The 21,382-nt window shown below is 62.6% G+C and carries 8 protein-coding genes; 5 read left to right on the top strand and 3 right to left on the bottom strand.

The window, feature by feature from the left end:
- Positions 1-182: 182 nt before the first annotated feature.
- Positions 183-1,808 carry a pyoverdine maturation tyrosinase PvdP gene (gene pvdP / locus KUA23_RS11660; protein WP_214497552.1) on the bottom strand — a complete coding sequence of 542 codons (1,626 nt, stop codon included), beginning with the start codon at positions 1,806-1,808 and terminating at the stop codon, positions 183-185.
- 142 nt (positions 1,809-1,950) lie between these two features.
- Between pvdP and pvdM the strand changes: the two genes are divergently transcribed.
- From pvdM to pvdO, 3 genes are read left to right on the top strand one after another with little or no spacing between them, the layout of a single operon-like run.
- Positions 1,951-3,300 (top strand): pyoverdine-tailoring dipeptidase-like protein PvdM, encoded by a 1,350-nt coding sequence (gene pvdM, locus KUA23_RS11655; protein ID WP_252993979.1) that lies wholly within the window; start codon positions 1,951-1,953, stop codon positions 3,298-3,300.
- An 18-nt stretch (positions 3,301-3,318) separates the two neighbouring features.
- Positions 3,319-4,590 (top strand): pyoverdine-tailoring periplasmic protein PvdN, encoded by a 1,272-nt coding sequence (gene pvdN / locus KUA23_RS11650; protein WP_078047974.1) that lies wholly within the window; start codon positions 3,319-3,321, stop codon positions 4,588-4,590.
- 34 nt (positions 4,591-4,624) lie between these two features.
- Positions 4,625-5,485, top strand: a complete 861-nt coding sequence (gene pvdO / locus KUA23_RS11645; RefSeq protein ID WP_346356397.1) for a dihydropyoverdine dehydrogenase — start codon at positions 4,625-4,627, stop codon at positions 5,483-5,485.
- 123 nt (positions 5,486-5,608) lie between these two features.
- Here pvdO and KUA23_RS11640 read toward each other — a convergent pair whose 3' ends face one another.
- Positions 5,609-6,439, bottom strand: a complete 831-nt coding sequence (locus KUA23_RS11640) for a formyl transferase (protein WP_078047972.1) — start codon at positions 6,437-6,439, stop codon at positions 5,609-5,611.
- A gap of 200 nt (positions 6,440-6,639) precedes the next feature.
- Between KUA23_RS11640 and KUA23_RS11635 the strand changes: the two genes are divergently transcribed.
- Positions 6,640-8,292 carry a cyclic peptide export ABC transporter gene (locus KUA23_RS11635; protein ID WP_099492452.1) on the top strand — a complete coding sequence of 551 codons (1,653 nt, stop codon included), beginning with the start codon at positions 6,640-6,642 and terminating at the stop codon, positions 8,290-8,292.
- Positions 8,293-8,446: 154 nt separating this feature from the next.
- Positions 8,447-10,828 carry a TonB-dependent siderophore receptor gene (locus KUA23_RS11630; protein ID WP_306428782.1) on the top strand — a complete coding sequence of 794 codons (2,382 nt, stop codon included), beginning with the start codon at positions 8,447-8,449 and terminating at the stop codon, positions 10,826-10,828.
- 138 nt (positions 10,829-10,966) lie between these two features.
- On the opposite strand, the gene KUA23_RS11625 is transcribed toward KUA23_RS11630, so the two are convergent.
- Positions 10,967-21,382 (bottom strand): amino acid adenylation domain-containing protein, encoded by a 10,416-nt coding sequence (locus tag KUA23_RS11625; protein WP_428847428.1) that lies wholly within the window; start codon positions 21,380-21,382, stop codon positions 10,967-10,969.

Here is a 21,382-nt window from a genome sequence, read left to right as displayed (position 1 = left end):
AGGCTTGGAAAATTAAGGGATTTGACAGGCGGGGGGTGACATGGGAAGCGGGGACAAGGAGGATCTGGGTTGGTTCAATCGCAATTGCGCAACGCCGTATTCCTTTGGTGAGTGGGCTTGTTGTGGTGAGTGGGCTCACCACAGCAAGTCACACTCGCCATAACACGCGCCCGGTTTCAAAATCAGGAGGTTTTCAACTTCAGGTGCCGCGCATACCAAGGCCGTTTCGGTACGCGCTTGAACAGTCCCTGCAACCTACCTTCGTCTTCGCCGAAGGTAATGCGCAGCGCCAGCTTCATGGTCTCCGGGTCCATCTCCATCGACCGGCCCATCTGCAAGCCCGGCGTGGTGCTGCAGCCATGGGTGTCCGGGCCGAGCCAGGGGTCGCCTACCTCCACCCAGCGCCCCGGCGCGAACCAGGCGACGCCGTTGACCTGCATGCGCTGGACTTCGCCCGGATTGAAGCGCTCATGGGCACGGAACCAGTCTTCAATGCGGTCGTCGATCCAGCCGTGGAAGTGCCAGAACACCGGGTTGACGTGGGAGGAAAACGGGTCGCCAAGGAAGTCGTTTTCCGCCGCGTACCAGCGTGGGGCGAAGTCCGACGGGTCGCGGGCCATGGGCACCGGTGCGCCGTTGGACGGGTCGCGCGGCACCGAGGCCCAGCGCATGTGCAGCCAGTCGTGCAGGCCCAGTTCCATCTCGGAGCCCAACTGCCCCAGGGTGAATTTGGCCAGGTAGCGCGGGTCGCGGTATTGGGACTCCCACACCTGAAAGTTGCTGTGGTAAGTCTCGGCAGCCTTGATGTCGCTGACCCACTGGGTGTACTCGCTGTCATCGGGTGCCTGCCAGGTGGGCGGCAGCGCGAAGCCGTCGTGGTTGTCGAAGTAACGCAGAAAGCCCAGGCGATCGCGTTCCAGGGCCGGTTGTGGCTCGGGGAATTGCGGCCACGAGGGCAGGTCCTGCATGGAGCGCGCGGTGCCGAGCATGTGGCGGTGCATGAAGAAGAAGTCGATACCCGAGCCGTTACGGTCCTTGCGTTTACCCCGGGCATCGCGTTCCTGGCCGCGTGGGCCGGGTTGCCAGCCAATACCACGCAGGGCGTCGCGTTTTTCCTCGGAGAGTTTGTGCCACTGGTCACGGGTGGCGTGCCACAGTTGGTGAAACAGGCGGTGTTCGGGGGAAATCAGCCAGGCCAGCAGGGTCGGGTTGAGGCCGATGCGCTGCCGGGCTTCGGGGAACCACTGCTTGTGGGCGATGAAGCGATTATCGCGCTCAACCCATGCAAGTGGCCGATCCAGGTCGAGGATCTGCCCACTGAGGGTGCTGCTGCCGGCGTTGGCAAAGGCCGCCCAGACCTCATCAAGGGTCATCTTGAATTCATAGGCGGGTGTACCGTCGACCGAATCACGGTCGATCAGGCGCCAGTAGAGCACAGCGCTCTCCCCCGTCAGCAGGTCACCCAGCACACGGTAACGCGGCTCGCCTTCGGCGCGCAGGTGGGCGGAGGTGTCCAGGTAACCGCGCAAACCGCGCCCACGGGGCGCGATGTCGAGCAGCAGTTGCAAATCTTGCAGTGGTAGCCCTTTGAGGCCGGCGTCGCGACCTTCCAGGCGCAGGTCCCAGACCCCACGCAGCGTGTTCGCCAGGTGCTGGCCGGCGGTGTCGGCCAGGTCCACCGTGGCTTCGCCGGGGGTGATGGGGAATTCTTCTTCGCGCGTCAACTCGCGATGGGCATAGAAGGCTGCCGGCACAGCGGCACCTGTCAGTGCCAGGCCTGCGATGAACCCACGTCGAGAGATGGTCATTGTCTACCTTAGGAAACGGCTTTATCAGAGCTAGAACGTTTGCACGCCGGGGAAATTTACCGGCGTGCCCTGCCCGCCTAAATTTCCCCGCCCATCACTCGTTCTTCCCTGATAGCGAAGGCCTCAACTGACTGAGATGGCAATGACAAAACCACGTTCGAAAAAGGCGCTGTATATCGGCTTGCCGCTGGCACTGGCCATCGGTGCCGGAGCCGGTTTCCTGGTCTGGGATCACTGGTTCAAGGGCAATGCCGGTTACCCGCTGGCGGTGATCAAGCAGGCCAATGAAATGCAGGATCGGTTGCTGTCGTTCGACAGCCATATCACCGTGCCCGTGGATTTCGGCACCGCCGGCAACGAGGCGGACAAGGACGGCGAAGGCCAGTTCGACCTGGCCAAGGCGGCACGCGGGCGCTTGTCCGGCGCAGCGTTGACCATCTTCGGCTGGCCGGAAATCTGGAACGGCCCCAACGCCCCGCACAAACCCACCGACGGTTTTGTCGACGCCGCGCGCAACGAACAGGAAGTGCGCTACAAGATCATCAGCGGCATGGTGCGCGACTACCCCAATCAGGTCGCCATCGCCTACACCCCGGATGATTTCCGGCGCCTGCATGGCGAAGGCAAGTTCGCAATCTTCATCAGCATGCTCAACGCCTACCCGCTGGGCAACGACCTGAACCTGCTGGACCTGTGGGCGGCGCGCGGCATGCGCATGTTCGGTTTCAGCTATGTGGGCAATAACGCCTGGTCGGACTCGTCGCGCCCGCTGCCGTTTTTCAATGACTCCACCGACGCCCTTGATGGCCTGTCGGACATCGGCAAACAAGCGGTGCACCGCCTCAATGACCTGGGGGTGATCATCGATGTGTCGCAAATGTCGACCAAGGCGCTGGAGCAAGTGGCGCAATTGAGCCGCACGCCGATGGTGGCGTCCCATTCGGCGCCGCGCGCGTCGGTGGATATCCCGCGCAACCTGAGCGACAAAGAGCTGCAACTGATCAAGAACAGCGGCGGCGTGGTGCAGATCGTGGGGTTCTCCGCTTACCTGCGCCCGCTGAGCCAGCCGACCCAGGACAAGCTCAACGCCCTGCGCGCACGTTTCGACCTGCCGCCCCTGCCCAACCTCGCCGTGGCTTTGATGCCGGGCGACGCGATCATCGCCGCCTGGCCCGAACACAAGTTCGGCGAGTATGCCAGCGCGCTGTACGGCATTCTCGATGAGGAACCCAAGGCCACGCTCAAGGACCTGGGGGATGCCATCGACTACACCGTGCGCAAGATCGGCATCGACCATGTCGGCCTGTCTTCGGACTTCAACGATGGCGGCGGTGTCCAGGGCTGGAACAACGTCGGCGAAATACGCAACGTCACTGCCGAACTGATCCAGCGCGGCTACTCCGAAGCCGACATCGCCAAGCTGTGGGGAGGCAACTTCCTGCGGGTGTGGGACCAGGTACAAAAAGCCGCCAAGCCGTTGGCCAACCGCTAATCATCCAGAAGCCAGTCCATGACCGACCGCCGTACGTTCCTCAAGCAGGCTGGTGTATTTGCCGCCAGCCTGCCACTGGGCGCTGCCCTGCTTCCGCAGGCCTTCGCCGCCAACACAACCGATGACCCATGGACGGGGCTCAAGCAACTGTTCAACCAGGACCCAGACTACCTGCACTTCTCCAACTTCCTGGTGGCCACGCACCCCAAGCCGGTGCGCGCGGCCATTGAGCGCTACCGCGCGCAGATCGATCGCAACCCTGGCCTGGCCATGGACTGGGACCGGCAGGAAACCTGGAAACGCGAAGGCCAGGTACGCGAGTGGGCCGGCCGCTACCTGAACGCCACGCCGCCGCAGATCGCCCTCACCGGCAGCACCTCCGAAGGGTTGGCGATGATTTATGGCGGGATCAAGGTGCGGCCCGACCAGGAGATCCTCACCACGGTCCACGAACACTACGCCACCGAGTTCAGCCTGGACTTCCGGGTGCGCAAGGAGCAGACCCAAGTCCGCAAGATTCGCCTGTTCGAGAACGCCCACCGCGTGTCCGTCGACGAGGTGCTGGGCAACATCCAGCGCAACATCCGCCCCAACACCCGGGTACTCGGCATGACCTGGGTGCAGTCCGGCAGCGGCGTGAAACTGCCCATCGGCGAGATCGGCAAGCTGGTGGAAGAACACAACCGCAACCGTGACGACAAGGACCGTATCCTTTACGTGGTCGACGGCGTGCATGGCTTTGGCGTGGAAAACCTCGATTTCCCGGACATGCACTGCGACTTTTTCATCGCCGGCACCCACAAGTGGATGTTCGGCCCGCGCGGCACCGGACTGGTGTGCGCCCGCGACCCGCAAAACAAGTACGTGACCCCCATGGTGCCGACCTTCTCCGAAGACAAGGACTTCGCCACCATCATGACCCCAGGCGGCTACCACGCCTTCGAGCATCGCTGGGCGGCGGACGAAGCCTTCAAGTTGCACCTGCAGCTGGGCAAGGCGCCGGTGCAGGCGCGCATCCATGCGTTGAACACCGAACTGAAAGATCAGCTGCTGGCACACCCGCAGATCGAACTGGTCACACCACGCAGCCCCGAGCTGTCGGCCGGCTTTACCTTCTTCAGGGTCAAGGGCCAGGACAGTGACGCCGTGGCCGCCTACATGATGAAAAACCGCGTGGTGATCGATGCGGTAGACCGTGATGTCGGCCCAGTGATCCGCACCGCGCCTGGGCTGCTCAATTCTTCCGCAGAGATCCAGCGCTTCATGACGTTGCTGGGCCAGCGGGTGTAACGCACACCTTTTCCACGTTGAATGAGAGGACTCCATGAACAAACCCCTCACGGCATTGGCACTGACCGCCCTGTGCGGCGCCTTGTTGCCAAGCCTCGCCCAGGCCGCCGCGCCACAACCCGGCAAAGTGTTCAAGGACTGCAAGGACTGCCCGGAAATGGTGGTGCTGCCCGCCGGCACCTTCACCATGGGCACACCCGAGGGTGAAGTCGGCCGCGAGCCGGATGAAGGCCCGATGCATGAGGTGACCTTTGCCAAGCCGTTCGCCATGAGCCGCTTCCACATCACCGCCGGCGAATGGGACAGTTATGTGCGCCAGACCGGGGTGAAGATCGCCGATGGCGACACCCGCCCCGGCCGCGAATGCATCGCCAGCAAGCCGCGCTACCCCCAGGGCCCACGCCAGCCGGCGGTGTGCATGGACATGGACGACATCAAGCAGTACGTGGCCTGGTTGTCGAAAAAAACCGGCCAGCAGTACCACATGGTCAGCGAGGCCCAACGCGAATACGCCGCGCGTGCCGGGTCTACCGGGCCATTCCCCTTCCCGTTCGATGAGGGCAAGGACTACAGCATCGCCCAGCATGCCAACACCTATGGCCCGGCCGATGGGTACAGCTATTCGTCGCCGGTCGGCAGCTACCCGCCGAATGCCTTTGGCATGTACGACATGCACGGCAACGTCTACGAGCGCGTGGCCGACTGCGAACACCCCAACTACGTCGGCGCGCCTACCGACGGCAGTGCGTGGATGGAGCCGAACTGCGAGGGCTACATGATTCGCGGCAATGACTGGGGTGAAGCGCCGGTGTTCTCGCGCTCGGGCAACCGCAACACCATCTACCCGCAGACGCGGGGGGATTGGATTGGGTTCCGCGTAGTGCGCGACCTGTAACACCCAGGAGATCTAATGTGGGAGCGGGCTTGCTCGCGAATGCGGTGTGTCAGTCGACATATTCATTGACTGACACACCGCATTCGCGAGCAAGCCCGCTCCCACATTCTTAACCGTGCCCGCTTAGATTCCCTTCTGCGCCAGCAACGCCAACCCTTCATGCAACGCCGGGAACAGGCTGTTGTTGAAGTTGTTCCAGCGCAGTTCGAGGATGGTGTCGTCCGGCGAGATCTCGGTCTTGAGCACGTCGTGGAACACTTCGCCCGAATCGATGCCGTTGTCCACGTAGTGGAACGAGGCGCCGGTGAGGTACAGCGGTTCCGAAGGCGTCGTGGCCTTGGTGGCCCAGTCCGTGACCGTCAGCCCACGCGCGCCGTACAGGGCGTTCCAGGTTGCATAGGCGCCCCGGCGCTCGTAAGGCGACTCGATGCGGGTAATGCCCGGGTGGATGTTCATGATGCGACGGGCAAACGGCGCTCCGGGGCGTACCAGCTCGTCGAGGATCACCAGCAGGCCGTCCAGCACCACGATATCGGCCTTCAATTCCACCAGCGTGTCGTGCAGACGGCGTTCGAAGTCCTGCTTGCCGGCGATGTGTTCCGCGCTGCCCCGTGGCAGGCGCCGATAAGTGGACGGCACGCTCAGCAGCAAATCATTGACCAGGCGCCCCTGCACCCGCAGGTCGGCCGGGTACAGCCACTGGCGCCCCGGCTGGTAGGCAAAACCGTAGTCACGGACCAATTGCTGGTCACGCGGGTTCTGCTCGTCATCGTCGTACACCACCCCCACCAGGTTGTACGCATCGCCGAGCGGCGTGTCGTTCAGCGCCCCCGCCAGGGATTCCAGCACCGACATCATGTAGCGCTCGTGGTCCTTGTACGCCACCGGCTGCCCGGCCTTGTCGGCCGCGGCATTGCGCAGGGACCATACGTACACCAGATTCTTTTTCGTCATTGTCTCGCTCTCGCTGGATAGATCAGGCACGCGCCAATACGCGTGCGCCTACACCACAAGAACGAACCAGGCCCCGCCCAATTTATCCATCACCGCCACCGCCGGGCACGCCGAGCTAAATAGTCGCGCCAATCCTTCGTTTGTCATGGGTAAGGGTCTGTGTGCCCAGCCCCCTCTTTTTCATTTTCCGGGAAGTATTTATGACCGACCCCAAGCGCGGCGCCTTCAACGGTTTGCTCGCATTGCTCAGGCCCTTTCGCACCATTGTGATCGTCTCCGTCACCCTGGGCATGGCCGGCGGCCTGGCCATCACGTTGTTGCTGGCAACCATCAATAACGCCCTGCACTCGTCCACCGGGATGACGCAGGGGGTGATCCTGACGTTTGCGGCGTTGTGCGTGTTGGCACTGACCAGTTCGATCGTCTCCGATATCGGCACCAACTATGTGGGCCAGCGGATTATCGCCGCGCTGCGCAAGGACCTCGGTGAAAAGGTGCTGTCAGCGCCCATCGAGCAGATTGAGCGGTATCGCTCCCACCGGTTGATTCCGGTGCTGACCCACGACGTCGACACCATCAGCGATTTTTCCTTTGCGTTCACCCCGTTGGCCATCGCCACCACCGTCACCCTCGGGTGCCTGGGCTACCTGGCGTACCTGTCGGTGCCGATGTTCCTGATGATGATCGTGGCCATCGCCATCGGCAGCAGCGTGCAATTTGTTGCCGGGCACAAGGGCATCCGCGGTTTCGACGAAGCCCGCGACCAGGAAGACGAACTGCAACGCTACTACTCCGCGATCGCCTCGGGCGCCAAGGAACTGCGCATCCACCGCCCACGCCGCTATCGCATGAACACCCACCGCATCCAGGAAACCGCCGACCGCATCAGCGATATCCAGGTGCGCTCGGTGAACATCTATATCGTCGCCAAGACCTTTGGCTCGATGCTGTTCTTCGTGGTCATTGGCCTGGCCCTCGCCATGCAGGCCTACAACCCCAACCCCGACCCGGCGGTGATCACCGGCTTCGTGCTGGTATTGCTGTACATGAAAGGCCCGCTGGAGCATGTGGTGGGTTACTTGCCGATCATCGGCAAGGCGCGGATTGCCTTTGCGCGCATTACCGAGCTGTCCGACCGCTTCTCATCCCCCGAGCCGCACTTGCTGATGGATGGCAGCGAAGCCCCGACGCCGGTGGTCAACAGCCTGGAATTGCGCGGCGTGACGTACAGCCCGCCGCCGGTGGAAGGCAGCCAGCCGTTCCACCTGGGACCGATCAACCTGAGCATCAAGCAGGGCGATATCGTATTTATCGTCGGCGAAAACGGCTGCGGCAAGACCACCCTGATCAAGCTGTTGCTGGGCCTGTATCAACCCCACGCCGGCGAAATCCGCCTCAACGGCGAAACCGTGACCGACCCGGCACGCGACGACTACCGCCAGCTGTTCACCACGGTTTTCGCCGATTACTACCTGTTCGATGACCTGGTCCAAGGCAGCGCCACACAATCGCTGGACAGTGCCGCCAAGTACCTGGAACGCCTGGAAATCGCGCACAAGGTCAGCGTCAAGGACGGCGTGTTCAGCACCACCGACCTCTCCACTGGCCAGCGCAAACGCCTGGCCCTGGTGAATGCCTGGCTGGAGGAACGCCCGGTACTGGTGTTCGACGAATGGGCCGCCGACCAGGACCCGGCCTTCCGCCGCGTCTTCTACACCGAGCTGCTGCCGGACCTCAAGCGCCTGGGCAAGACCATCATCGTGATCAGTCATGACGACCGCTATTTCGATATTGCCGACCAGTTGGTGCGCCTGAGTGCGGGCCAGGTGGTGTATGAAATGGAACCCGCGTGAATTTCTTTTCCGGTTTCTTCAGGTAGGAACGTCTCACTAGTGGTAATGAGAACCAACCCCAACAAATACTTATAATCTGCCCACTTAATACCTAGAAGAGAATTCACCCATGCCAGCAACATTTGGTCTGAGTCCCTTGAGCAAGGCACTCTCCATGCGCCGCCTCTTGAACACCCGCGTACTACCAGGCGCTATAGCCGTTGCGCTGACGCTGCCAGTGGCAGGTTATGTTCAGGCGCAGGAGATCGAGCTGAATGTCCCTGCACAGTCGCTGGGTAGCGCTCTTCAAGAATTTGGTAAGCAGGCCAACCTGCAAGTGCTGTACAGCCCGACCGACGTCGAAGGCAAACGCAGCCACAAGGTCAAGGGCAAGTTGCAGCCTGGCCAGGCCATGACCACGCTGCTCACCGGCACCGGCGTGGACTTCGACCTGCAGGGCAACACAATGACACTGACTGCCGGCCGCTCGTCCGCCCTGGAGCTGGGCGCCACCCAGGTGACCGCCAACCAGCTCGGCACCATTACCGAAGGTTCGGGTTCCTATACGCCCGGGACCATCGCGACCGCGACCCGCATGGTGCTGACGCCACGGGAGACGCCGCAATCGATCTCGGTGGTGACCCGCCAGGCCATGGATGACTTCAACCTCAAGTCGATCGACGACGTGATGCGCCATACCCCCGGCATCACTGTTGCCGCGTATGACAGCGAACGCACCAGCTACTTCTCCCGTGGCTTTGCCATCCAGAACTTCCAGTACGATGGCATTCCCATCCTGCAAGACGCCCAGTATTCGTCCGGCCACACCCTGACCGATACAGTGATCTACGACCGCGTCGAAATCCTCAAGGGCGCGACCGGCCTGCTGACCGGCGCCGGTGGCCCTGGCGGCACCATCAACATGGTCCGCAAGAAGCCGACCTCGGAATTCAAGGGCTACATCGACCTGGGCGCCGGTTCCTGGGACAACTACCGCTCGGAAGTGGATGTGAGCGGTCCGCTCACCGAATCCGGCAACGTGCGCGGCCGTGCAGTGGCGGCCTACCAGGACAAACACACGTTCCTCGATCACTACCAGCGCAAGACCAACGTGTACTACGGCATCCTGGAATTCGATCTGGCGCCGGACACTCTGCTGACCGTCGGCGGTGACTACCAGGACAGCGACCCACAAGGTTCCAGCTGGTCAGGGGCGGCGTCGCTGTATGACTCCGAGGGCAACCGCATCAGCACCTCGCGTTCGTTCAACAACGGCGCCAAGTACAGCAAGTGGGCCCAGTACACCCGTACCGGCTTCGCGACCCTGGAACATACGTTCGATAACGGCTGGGTTGGCAAGGCGCAGTACAACCACCAGATCAACGGCTACAAGGCACCGTTGTCCGCCCTGTTAGCACCGAACGCAGCCACCGGCAAGGCTTCGCTGCTTACGCGTACCTACAACGGCGAGACCACCAGCGACACCGGCGACCTGTACGCCACCGGGCCGTTCAGCCTGTTCGGCCGCGAGCATGAACTGGTGGTCGGCGCCTCGGTCTCGCGCTCCCGCTGGCTAGGCCGCGACTACACCAACGCCACCAACTACAACAACAGCCACGATTACTTCGATTGGGACGGCGACGCCCCCAAACCTGACCGTGGCCCGCAGACCAAGCGCAACGACGAGCTGACTCGCCAGAGCGCCCAGTACATCACCGGCCGCTTCAGCCTGGCCGATGACTGGCACTTGATCTTGGGTACCCGAGTCAACAACTACGAGGTCAGCGGCACCAGCCAGGTCAAGGACACCGGCAAGGTCGTGCCTTACGCCGGGCTAACCTACGACTTCACCGAGAACCTCTCGGCCTATGCCAGCTTCACCGAGATCTACCTGCCTCAGGACGACTACCGCGACCGCAATAACAAGCCGATCGAACCGGATGAAGGCAAGAACTATGAGGTCGGCTTCAAGGGCGAGTTCTTCGATGGCCGCCTCAACGCCAGCCTCGCCTACTTCGAAGTACACGAGAAAAACCGTGCCATCGACGACAATGACTACATACCCGACAGCTACCCTGGTCTTGACTACGCGTCCAAGGGCACCGAGGCCAAGACCAAGGGCTATGAAGCGGAAGTCTCCGGCGAGCTGGCCCCCGGCTGGCAGTTGCAGGCGGGCTACACGCACAAGATCATGCGCGACAAAGACGGTGAAAAACTTTCGACCTGGGAACCGGAAGACCAAGTCAACATCTACACCAGCTACAAGCTGACCGGCGCCCTCGACAAGCTGACCCTGGGCAGCGGCGTGCGCTGGCAGGGTACGGGTTGGAAGGTGCTGACCAACAACTACGCCACCGGCAGCCAGGATAAACTCTCCCAGGATCCCCTGTGGCTTGTGGACCTGATGGCCCGTTACCAGGTCACCGAGAACGTATCGGCCAGCCTCAATGTCAACAACATCTTCGACAAGAAGTACTACACCAACATCGGCTTCTACAATTCGGTCTACTACGGTGACCCACGTAACATCATGCTCAGTACCCGCTGGAACTTCTGATGCATAGACGCTAGCCGTTCCAACCAAGCCCCTGGCCATGCGCAATGACCAGGGGCTTTTTAGTGCGCGCCTGCCCGTACACCCGGCACAAAAAAGCCCCTGGCCGTAGAGGCCAGGGGCTTGGGTTGCTGCCGACCGTTACTTCATCGCATCGGCGAAGCTCTGCACAAACGCAGCGTTATCGATGATGCGATCGTGGGTGGAGTCGATCAGCACCGACTGTTGGACACACCCCTGGCCCACCACCTGCTCCATGGTCGCTTCAATCAATTGGCGATGCTGGCCTGCACGGCTGCCGGCGGCCCACCAGCAGCGGATCGGCGCCTTGAGCGGTTTGAAGTCGGCGTCCTTGAGCCGCTGGCCCAGGGTGCGGTCCAGTTCCCAGGAGATCTGCGCTTCATCCCCTTCAAGCAAGCTTGCCTTGATTTCCCGGAACGTCTCGCCTAACGCCTCTTCAGCCCAGGCGCCCAGTGCCTGCCATTGCTGCGCTTCATCACTGAAGAATGCCTGGCTGTCCAACCAGGCGGTGCGGATCTGCTGGCTCGACGCCGGGAACATCACCTGCAACAGTTCAACGCGGCGCTGGTTGACCGACAGATCATCGTCATCCGCAATCACCGCTGCGTCCCAGTAAGCCTTGAGCCAGTACGGTGGCGAGGCATCGATCCAGCCGACCACTTCCACCTCACGCCCGGCTTGCTCCAAGGCATAGGCGACTTCCATGGCCAGGTTACCGCCCATGGACCAGCCCGCGAGACGATAGCGCCCCTCGGGCAACGCATCGAGCAATTGCCCGGTGTAGTCCTCGACCATCGCTTGCCAGCTCGGTACGGCGCTGCCCTCCTCGGCCAACGCGCGGCAGATCACGCCCATCACCGGCAGCCGCTCGCGCAGTGCCAGGCCGATTGCCTTGTAGCAATGCACCGAGCCGTAGCTTGGGTGGAACAGGAACAGCGGCGTGCCTTCTGTCTGGCTGTTGAGCTTGACGATCAGCGACTGCCCCGCGCCGTTGCCCAGGCAATTCACCTGCCCAGCGACCGTGGGGTTAAGCATCAATTGGCTAACCGACAGCGTCTTGCCGGTGGCCTTGCGGATGCGTTCCTTGAGCATCAACACCAGCAGCGAGTGACCGCCCAGTTCAAAGAAGTTGTCATCCAGGCCAACGCGCTCGACATCCAGCACCTCGCCCCAGATCGTTGCAAGGCGCTGTTCCTGCTCGGTGTGTGGCGCGCGGAACACCTGCTGGTGCTGAGACGCGTCGGGCTTGGGCAAGGCCTTGCGGTCCAGTTTGCCGTTCGGGCTCAGGGGCATCTGTTCCAGCAACACCCACTGCGCCGGAATCATGTAATCGGGTAAATGCGCCGCAAGGTGCGCACTGAGCGGTTCGCGCCAGTGCTCACCGGGCGCTTGCAGCACCAGGTAGCCGACCAGATGCTTGTCATCGACCACCTGCACCGACGCCTCTTGGACTTCAGCGGTTTCGAGGATCCGCGCTTCGATTTCACCCAATTCAATACGCAGGCCACGCAACTTGACCTGGTGATCCAGGCGTCCGAGGTATTCGATCACACCGTCGGCGCGCTGGCGCACACGGTCACCCGTGCGGTACAAGCGCGCCCCCGAATCGAACGGCGAGGCAGTGAAACGTTCAGCGGTCAGCGCGGGACGGCGGTGGTAGCCGCGCGCCAGGCCCAGGCCGCCCAAGTACAACTCGCCCGCCACGCCGACGGGCACCGCTTGCAACTGGGCATCCAACACGTAGGTCTGCAGATTGGCGATCGGCTGGCCGATGGGTACCGTGTCGCGTTGTTCATCGACGCAGGTCCAGTGGGTCACGTCGATGGCGGCCTCCGTCGGCCCGTACAGGTTGTACAGGCTGGCCGCAGGCAATTTGGCAAAGACCTGTTGCTGCGCGTCCACCGGCAACGCTTCACCGCTGCACACAATGCGGCGCAAGCTCTGGCAACTGGAGACTGCCGCATCCTGCATGAACGCCTGCAGCATCGATGGCACAAAGTGCAGCGTCGTCACCTGTTCGGCGTTGATCAGCGCCACCATCCTCGCCGGATCACGGTGATCCCCCGGCGCCGCGACCACCAGGCGCGCACCGGTCATCAACGGCCAGAAGAACTCCCAAACCGACACGTCGAAGCTGAACGGTGTCTTCTGCAACACCGTATCGCGAGGGGTCAAGTGGTAGGCCTCTTGCATCCAGCACAAGCGGTTGGTCAACGCCGAATGGCGGTTGCCCGCGCCCTTGGGCTGGCCGGTGGAGCCGGAGGTGTAGATCACATACGCGAGGCTCTCGCCGTCCAGCGCAAGGCCGGGATTGGTGTCAGGGAAGTCTTCGAACCCGGAGTCGCCCAGCAACAGGTATTCGATGCCTTCGGCACGCGGTAGTTGTTCCAGCAGGTGGGACTGGGTCAACAGCAGCTTCACGCCGCTGTCTTCAAGCATGTACGCCAGGCGCTCAGGCGGGTAATCCGGGTCCAGCGGCACATAGGCACCGCCGGCCTTGAGCACGGCGAGCAGGCCGACCACCATCTCGATGGAACGCTCCACGACCAATCCGACCAACACGTCCGGCCCGACGCCAGCCTGGATCAAGTGATGGGCAAGACGGTTGGCGCGCCGGTTCAAGTCGGCATAGCTCAGGCGCTGCGCGGCGAAGACCAGTGCGGGGGCATCCGGCGTCTGCGCAACCTGCGCTTCGATCAATTGATGCACCGGCTGTTGCGGATAGTCGCGCGCCGTGGCATTCCATTGCCTTACGAGGGTCTGCTGTTCGACAGGCTCCAGCAGCGGCAACTGGCTGACCCGCTGTTGCGGATCATCCAGCATGCCCCACAACAGGTTCTGCCAATGGGCCAGCATGCGCTCGAGAACGGCGGGCGCAAACAGGTCGGTCGCGTACGTCAGGGTGGCGTGGATACCCTCCGCCGAAGCCTGGGTGTCCAGGCTCAGGTCGAACTGCGCGGTCTGGCTGCCCCAATCCAGCACTTCTACGCGCAAGTCCGGCAGTGACTGCCCCGACGTCATCAACCCCGCCTCACTCTGGTGGTTGAACATCACCTGGAACAGCGGGTTATGGCTGAGGCTGCGCTCTGGTTGCAGGGCCTCCACCAACTGCTCGAACGGCAGGTCCTGATGGCTCTGGGCGTCCAGGCTGCGGCGCTTGACCTGCTGCAACAATTGGCCGACGGAAAGCTGCCCATCGATATCCGCCTTGAATACCTGAGTGTTGACGAAGAACCCGACAAGACGTTCCACCTCAACCCGGCTGCGGTTGGCGATTGGCACACCGACGCGGATGTCCTGCTGGCCACTGTAGCGGTACAGCAGACTCTGGAAAGACGCCAGCAACACCATGAACAACGTGACGCCTTCACGCTGCGCCAGAGCATTGAGCCCGGCCGCCAGCGCGGGCGGCAATTCAAGTTGCAGGCTGGCGCCACGGTAGCTTTGCAGCGCCGGCCGCGCGTTCGCAGTGGGCAGTTCCAGCACCGGCTGTTCGCCGCCTAACAGTTGCTGCCAATACGCCAATTGACGTTCGCGCTCGCCCGCCGCCATCCACTGGCGCTGCCAGTGCGCGTAATCGGCGTATTGCAGCGCCAGTTCCGGCAACTGCGGCGTCTGGCCCTGGCTGTAGGCGGCGTATAGCTGTACCAACTCATCGACCATCACTTGCATCGACCAGCCGTCTGTCACGATGTGATGCTGCACCAGCACCAGTACATGTTCAACGTCAGTCAGACGCAGCAAGGTGACGCGCAGCAGGGGGCCACTCTGCAAGTCGAAGGGCCGGGCAATCTCGGCTTCGACCTGCTGTTGAAGATGGGCGGCGTCGGCATCTGCCCGTGCAATCACCAGCGCAGTGGCTGGGCGAATCACTTGAACCGCACGCTCGCCGTCCTGGAAGACCTGGGTACGCAAGCTCTCATGACGCAGCACCAGTGCGTCAAAGCTGCTCTGCAAGGCCTGTTGGTCCAAGTGCCCGTTAAGGCGTAACACGCTGGGAATATGGTAAGCCGCGCTGTGCGGGTCCAGTTGCCAAAGGAACCACTGGCGTTCCTGAGCAAACGACAGCGCCAACGGCTGGTCACGCCCGACCGCCAGCATCGGCGGCGCCAGCGTCTGGTCCGCAGCCTGCAAGGCCAACACAAAGCCTTCCAACTGCGGCGCCTCGAACAAAGTGCGCAAGGCGACCTCTCGTCCAAGCAGCTGACGCACACGCGAGATCACCTGCATGGCCAGCAACGAATGCCCGCCAAGCTCGAAGAAGTGATCGTTCAGGCCGATGCGCTCGGCCCCCAACACCTGCGCCCAGATCGCCGCGACCTGCTGCTGCAACGGCGTTACCGGCTCAACCCAGACGCCTTGCGACTGCCCGGTGTCCGGCTGCGGCAGGCTCTTGCGGTCGAGCTTGCCGTTGGGGGTCAGCGGCATCTGCGCCAGGAACATGAAGTGCGCGGGCACCATGTAATCCGGCAGATGGGTTTTCAGCGCACGGCGCAAGGTTTCGCGCAATTGGGTTTCATTGGCGAGCGAACCCTCGGCCGGCACGACATACGCCACCAGTTGTTTGCCGGTCGGACCGTCCTGGGCGACCACCACGGTTTCGCCAACGTTGTCCTGCTCACGCAGGCGCGCTTCGATCTCGCCCAGTTCGATGCGGAAACCACGGATCTTCACCTGATGGTCGACACGCCCGAGGTAATCCACCACGCCATCCGGACGGCCACGGGTCAGGTCGCCGCTGCGATACACGCGGCTGCCAGGTTTGCCGAATGGGTCCGGCACGAAACGCTCGGCGGTCAGTGCTGGGCGCTCAAGATATCCACGGGCCACGCCCTCGCCGCCCAGGTACAACTCGCCAGCTACGCCGATGGGTTGCAGGTTGAGTTGCGAGTCCAGCACGTAGCCGCTGCGGTTGCCCAACAGCGTGCCGATGGGCGCGTAGACGGCACCGCATGGATCGCCACGGCGAGCCTTCCACAGCAACGGCGTGACCACGGTTTCAGTCGGGCCGTAACCGTTGAACAGGTAAGTCGGCTTGAGTGCGCGCCAGGCCAGGTCGTAGCTGGCCTGGGCTACCGCATCACCGCCAAAGCAGTACACACGCACTTTGGGTGGGTTGCCGTCACGCTCGGCATGCTCAGCCAACTGTTGCAGGTACACCGGCGGGAACACCGCCATGGTCACATTGTGGCGGTGCATTTGTGCGTAGGTGTATTCGGGCAGCCACAGGCTGTCGTCACGGATCAACACGCTGGCACCGTTGATCAGCGGATGCATCCAGCCTTCGTGGGAGCCGTCGAAGGCGAACGACATGAAGTGCAGTTCACAGTCAGACGGGCTGGTTTCATAGCGCTCGCCAGTGGCGATGATGTGCGCCACCAACGGGCCATGGGACACCGCCACGCCCTTGGGCATGCCGGTGGAGCCGGAGGTGTAGATCACGTAGGCCAGGTTATCGCCGTCCAATGCCACTTCTGGCGCCGTGTCGGCGTAATCCGCCCAGTCATCGGTGCGATCAATCGCCAGGGTGTCCAAGCCCTCGGGAATCGGCAGTTGCTGCAACGCACGGCTATGGGTCAGCAACAATTGCGCACGGCTGTCTTGCATCATGTACAGCAGGCGGTCACGCGGGTATTCGATGTCCAGCGGCACATACACGCCACCGGCTTTCATCACCGCAAGGAACGCCACCAGGCTTTCGGCGCTGCGTGGCATGGCGATCGCCACGCGCACTTCCGGGCCGACGCCGCGGGCGATCAAGGCGTGGGCCAGGCGATTGGCCTGGCTGTCCAGCTCGCCATAGCTCAGGGTTTGCGCGTCGAATTTGACGGCGATCGCCTGAGGGTTTTCCCTGGCGCGATCAGCCACCAACTCATGCACAAGACGCTCGGCCGAGAAGCCTGCATCTGCCTGGTTCCACAGTTGAAGAATGTGTTGCTGCTCATCAAAGTCAAGCAGATTCAGGTGCGCGATGGTTTGCTCTTGATCGGCAACCATCGCCTGCAACAGGTTCTGCCAATGCCGCGCCATGCGTTCGATAGTCGACGCTTCGAACAGGTCGGTGGCATACCCCAGCGACGCCCAGAGCCCGTCGGGACTTTGCTGGACATCCAGGTCAAGGTCGAAATGGGCGGTACGCCGGTCCCACGCCAAGCCTTCGATGCGCAACTGCGCCAGCGCCTGGGGTTCATCACCGGTGCGACCTTCGGCCTGGTAGTTGAACATCACCTGGAACAGCGGGTTGAGACTCAGGCTACGCTCGGGCTGCAAGGCTTCGACCAGTTGCTCGAACGGCAGGTCCTGGTGCGCCTGGGCTTCCAGCGCGCGCTGCTTGACCTGGGCCAGTAACTGGGCAACGGTGGTTTGCCCATCGATATCGGCCTTGAGCACCTGGGTATTGACGAAAAAGCCGATCAGCCGCTCGGTCTCGACCCGGTTGCGGTTGGCGATCGGCACACCGACCCGAATGTCCTGCTGGCCGCTGTAGCGGTGCAACAAGGTCTGGAACGAGGCCAGCAGCAACATGAACAGGGTCACGCCCTGCGCCTGGGCCAAGGCCTTGAGCTCGGCGGCCAGGGTGGTCGGCAGCGCTACGTCCAGGCGCGCGCCGCGATGGCTCTGTTGTGCCGGGCGCTGATGGTCGAACGGCAATTCCAGCACGGGTTGTTCACCGCCGAGCAGGTCACGCCAGTAATCGAGCTGGCGGGCCTTTTCCCCAGCCTCCATCCAGGTGCGTTGCCACACGGCATAGTCGGCGTACTGGATCGGCATACCCGGCAGGTCTGGCGTCCGGCCCTGACTGAATGCGGCATACAACTGCACCCACTCATCGACCATCACTTGCATCGACCAACCATCGGACACAATGTGATGCTGCACCAGCACCAACACATGGTCGTCTTCGGCCAGGCGCAGGAGGGTCACGCGCAACAACGGCCCCTCTTGCAAATCGAATGGCCGGGCGATCTCGGCCTCGACCTGGGCCTGTAGGTCGGTCTCGTTGACCTCGCCCAACCTGATCGGCAAGGCGGCGTCAGTTCGAATCACTTGCCGCGCGCCCTCCGGCTGCACTTGCACATGGGTTCGCAGGCTTTCATGGCGCGCCACCAGGGCCTCGAAACTGCGTTGCAGCGCCGAGACATCCAAAGCCCCCTTGAGGCGCAAGGCGCTGGGGATATGGTACGCAGCGCTGTCCGGGTCCAACTGCCAGAGAAACCACTGGCGCTCCTGGGCGTAAGACAGCGGCAGTGGGTGTTCGCGGCCGACCGCCAGCAGCGGCGGCGCCTGCTCACCTTCCGGCGCCTCCAGTGCCTGCAGTGTGGCGGCAAAACCTTCAAGGCGCGGTTGCTCGAACATCAGTTTCAGCGGGACTTCACGCCCCAATGCATGACGCAGGCGCGACACCACCTGCATCGCCAACAACGAATGCCCGCCCATCTCAAAGAAGTGATCAGTCAGCCCTACCCGCTCGGCGCCGAGAATATCGGCCCACACTGCAGCGACTTGCTGCTCCAGTTCGGTGACCGGCGCGACCCACACCTGCTGCGATTGGCTGGCATCCGGCTTGGGCAGTGCCTGGCGGTCCAGCTTGCCATTCGGGTTCAGCGGCATGCGTTCAAGGAAGATCAGGTGCGCAGGCACCATGTAATCCGGTAATTGTTCACGCAGGATCGACTTGAGTGCTTCGGCGTTGTTTTGCTCGGCAACCAAATAAGCAACGAGCTGGTTGTCGGCCGCCAACACCAGCGTCTCACGCACGCCCGCCTGGGCCAGCAACAGCGCTTCGATTTCACCCAGCTCGATGCGGAAACCGCGGATTTTCACTTGATGGTCGACCCGGCCGACGTACTCGATTACACCGTCAGCGCGGTAGCGTGCCAGGTCGCCGGTACGGTACAGACGCTCGCCGGCCTCACCGAAAGGGTCCGGCACAAAACGCTCAGCCGTCAGCAACGCACGGTTCAGATAGGCACGCGCCAGGCCACAGCGGCTGCCGATATACAACTCGCCCACGGCGCCCAACGGTGCCAGGTTCAGATCGCGACCCAGTACATACAACGCGCGACCTGGCAGCGAGCGGCCAATCGGGCTGGCGGTGGCGCCGATCAGTTCGGTGCCCGCCGTGCAGTCCAGCACGCTCGACACCACGGTGGCTTCGGTCGGGCCATAGGTGTTGAGCAAACGCACATGGCCGAGCCCGGCGTTCAACCACTGTGCCGGACCGTCCAGCGGCATGGCTTCGCCGCCGATGTGGATCTGGCGAAGCGCGCCGTAGGAGCGCGGGCCGGCGGCCAGGCAGTCGAGCAGGAACAGGTTCCAATAGGCGGTCGGCAAGTCGGCCAGGGTAATGCCCTGGGCGATGATTTCATCGTACAACCGCGCGCTGTCCCACAACTCCGGACCGCGCAGCACCACGGTGGCGCCGTGGGTCAATGCCGGGTACAGCTGCTCGACGAAACCGTCGAAGTTGAGGGTCGCGAATTGAAGCACGCGATCGTCACGGGTCAACCGTGAATAACCCGCGGCAATGCTGGAAAACTCGGTGAGTGCCGCATGGTTGATCGCCACGCCCTTGGGCTTGCCGGTGGAGCCCGAGGTGTAGATTACGTAGGCCAGGTTTTGCGGCGAGACCGCTACCTGCGGGTCGCGCTCAGGGCACAGCGCCAGGCGCGCATCCGCCAGGTCCAGCGTCGCCATGCCTTCGGGCAATGGCATCGACACATGGGCCTGGGTCAGCACCAGGCGCACGCCGCTGTCTTCGAGCATATGCAGCAGGCGTTCACGCGGGTATTGCGGGTCCAGCGGCACGTAGGCGCCGCCGGCCTTGAGCACCGCCAGCAGGCTCACCACCATATCGAACGAGCGCTCGACCGCCACGCCCACCAACACTTCCGGGCCAATGCCCAGACTGATCAAGTGATGGGCTAGACGGTTTGCCTGACGGTTCAGCTCAGCGTAACTGATGGACTGATCGTCCAGGCACAAGGCAACCGCGTCGGGATGCTGCTGAACCTGGGCTTCAAACAATCCCTGTACACCCACAAGGTCCTCAAACGCCGCCGCGCTGTGGTTCCAGTCTTGCAACAACCGGCGTTGCTCGTCGTCGACCAGCATCGCGAGTTGCGCAATGCGATTGCCGGCGCGCCCGACCACTGAACGCAACAACGTTTGCCAATGCTCAGCCATGCGCTGCACGGTCGCCACGTCGAACAGGTCAGTGGCATAGGTCAGCGACGCCCAAATGCCTTCGGGCGATTCCTGGGTATCCAGGCTCAGGTCGAACTGCGCACTCAGGCTGTCCCACTCCAGGGTTTCCACCGCCAGCCCCGGCAACTGCTGCTCACCACGTACCCGACGGCCTTCGGTCTGATGGTTGAACATCACTTGGAACAGTGGGTTGTGGCTCAGGCTGCGCTCGGGCTGCAAGGCCTCCACCAACTGTTCGAACGGCAGGTCCTGATGACTCTGGGCCTCCAGCGCACGCTGCTTGACCTGGGCCAGCAACTGGCTGAAGGTCATTTGCCCGTCGATGTCGGCCTTGAGTACCTGGGTGTTGACGAAAAAGCCGATCAACCGCTCGGTTTCCGAACGATTGCGGTTGGCAATCGGCACGCCAACGCGGATGTCCGACTGCCCGCTGTAGCGATACAACAGGGTCTGGAACGACGCCAGCAACAACATGAACAGCGTCACGCCTTCGCGCTGGGCCAACGCCTTGAGGCCGGTGACCAGTGCCGCGTCCAGGCCAATGTCCAGGCGCGCACCGCGATAGCTCTGCACGGCCGGACGCGGATGATCAAGCGGCAACTCCAACACTGGCTGCTCGCCGCCTAACCGCTCGCACCAATAACCGAGCTGACGCTCTTTTTCGCCGGCTTCCATCCAACTGCGCTGCCACAAGGCGTAGTCCGGGTATTGAATCGGCAAGTCCGGCAGGCGCAGGTCTTGGCCCTGGCTGTAGGCGACGTACAACTGCACCAGTTCGTCGACCATCACCTGCATCGACCAACCATCGGAGACGATGTGGTGCAACACCAGCACCAACACGTGATCATCGGGCGCCACCTGCAGCAACTTGACCCGCAGCAGCGGGCCTTGTTGCAGGTCAAACGGCCGGGCGACCTCCGCTTGCACCTGGGCTTCAAGCTGCGCGGCGTCACCCGTTTCGAGGGGGATATCCAGCTGCAATTCAGGCCTGACCACTTGCAGCACTTGGTCAAGATCCTCATGCAAGTAGGTGCGCAGGCTTTCGTGGCGGGCGATCAGGCTGTCGAAGCTGCGTTGCAAGGCCGCCCGGTCAAGGCGGCCTTTCAACCGCAGGGCGCGCGGCAGGTGGTAGGCCGGGCTCTGCGGCTCCAACTGCCACAAAAACCACTGCCGCTCCTGAGCATAAGAGAGCCGAAGGGGCTCACCTTCCTGACGCTTGAAAACCGGGGCAATCTCAAACAGGTTGATGCCTTGCTGCTTGAGCATTACCGCCAGCGCTTTCTTTTGTTGCGCCGAAAGTGACCCTACCGACTCGATTAATGCTTGCAC

The sequence above is a fragment of the Pseudomonas pergaminensis genome (genome assembly GCF_024112395.2).
Classification (GTDB): Bacteria; Pseudomonadota; Gammaproteobacteria; order Pseudomonadales; family Pseudomonadaceae; genus Aquipseudomonas; species Aquipseudomonas pergaminensis.
The sequence above is the reverse complement of the archived record's forward strand: the minus strand, read 5'-3'. Positions and strand labels throughout refer to the sequence as shown.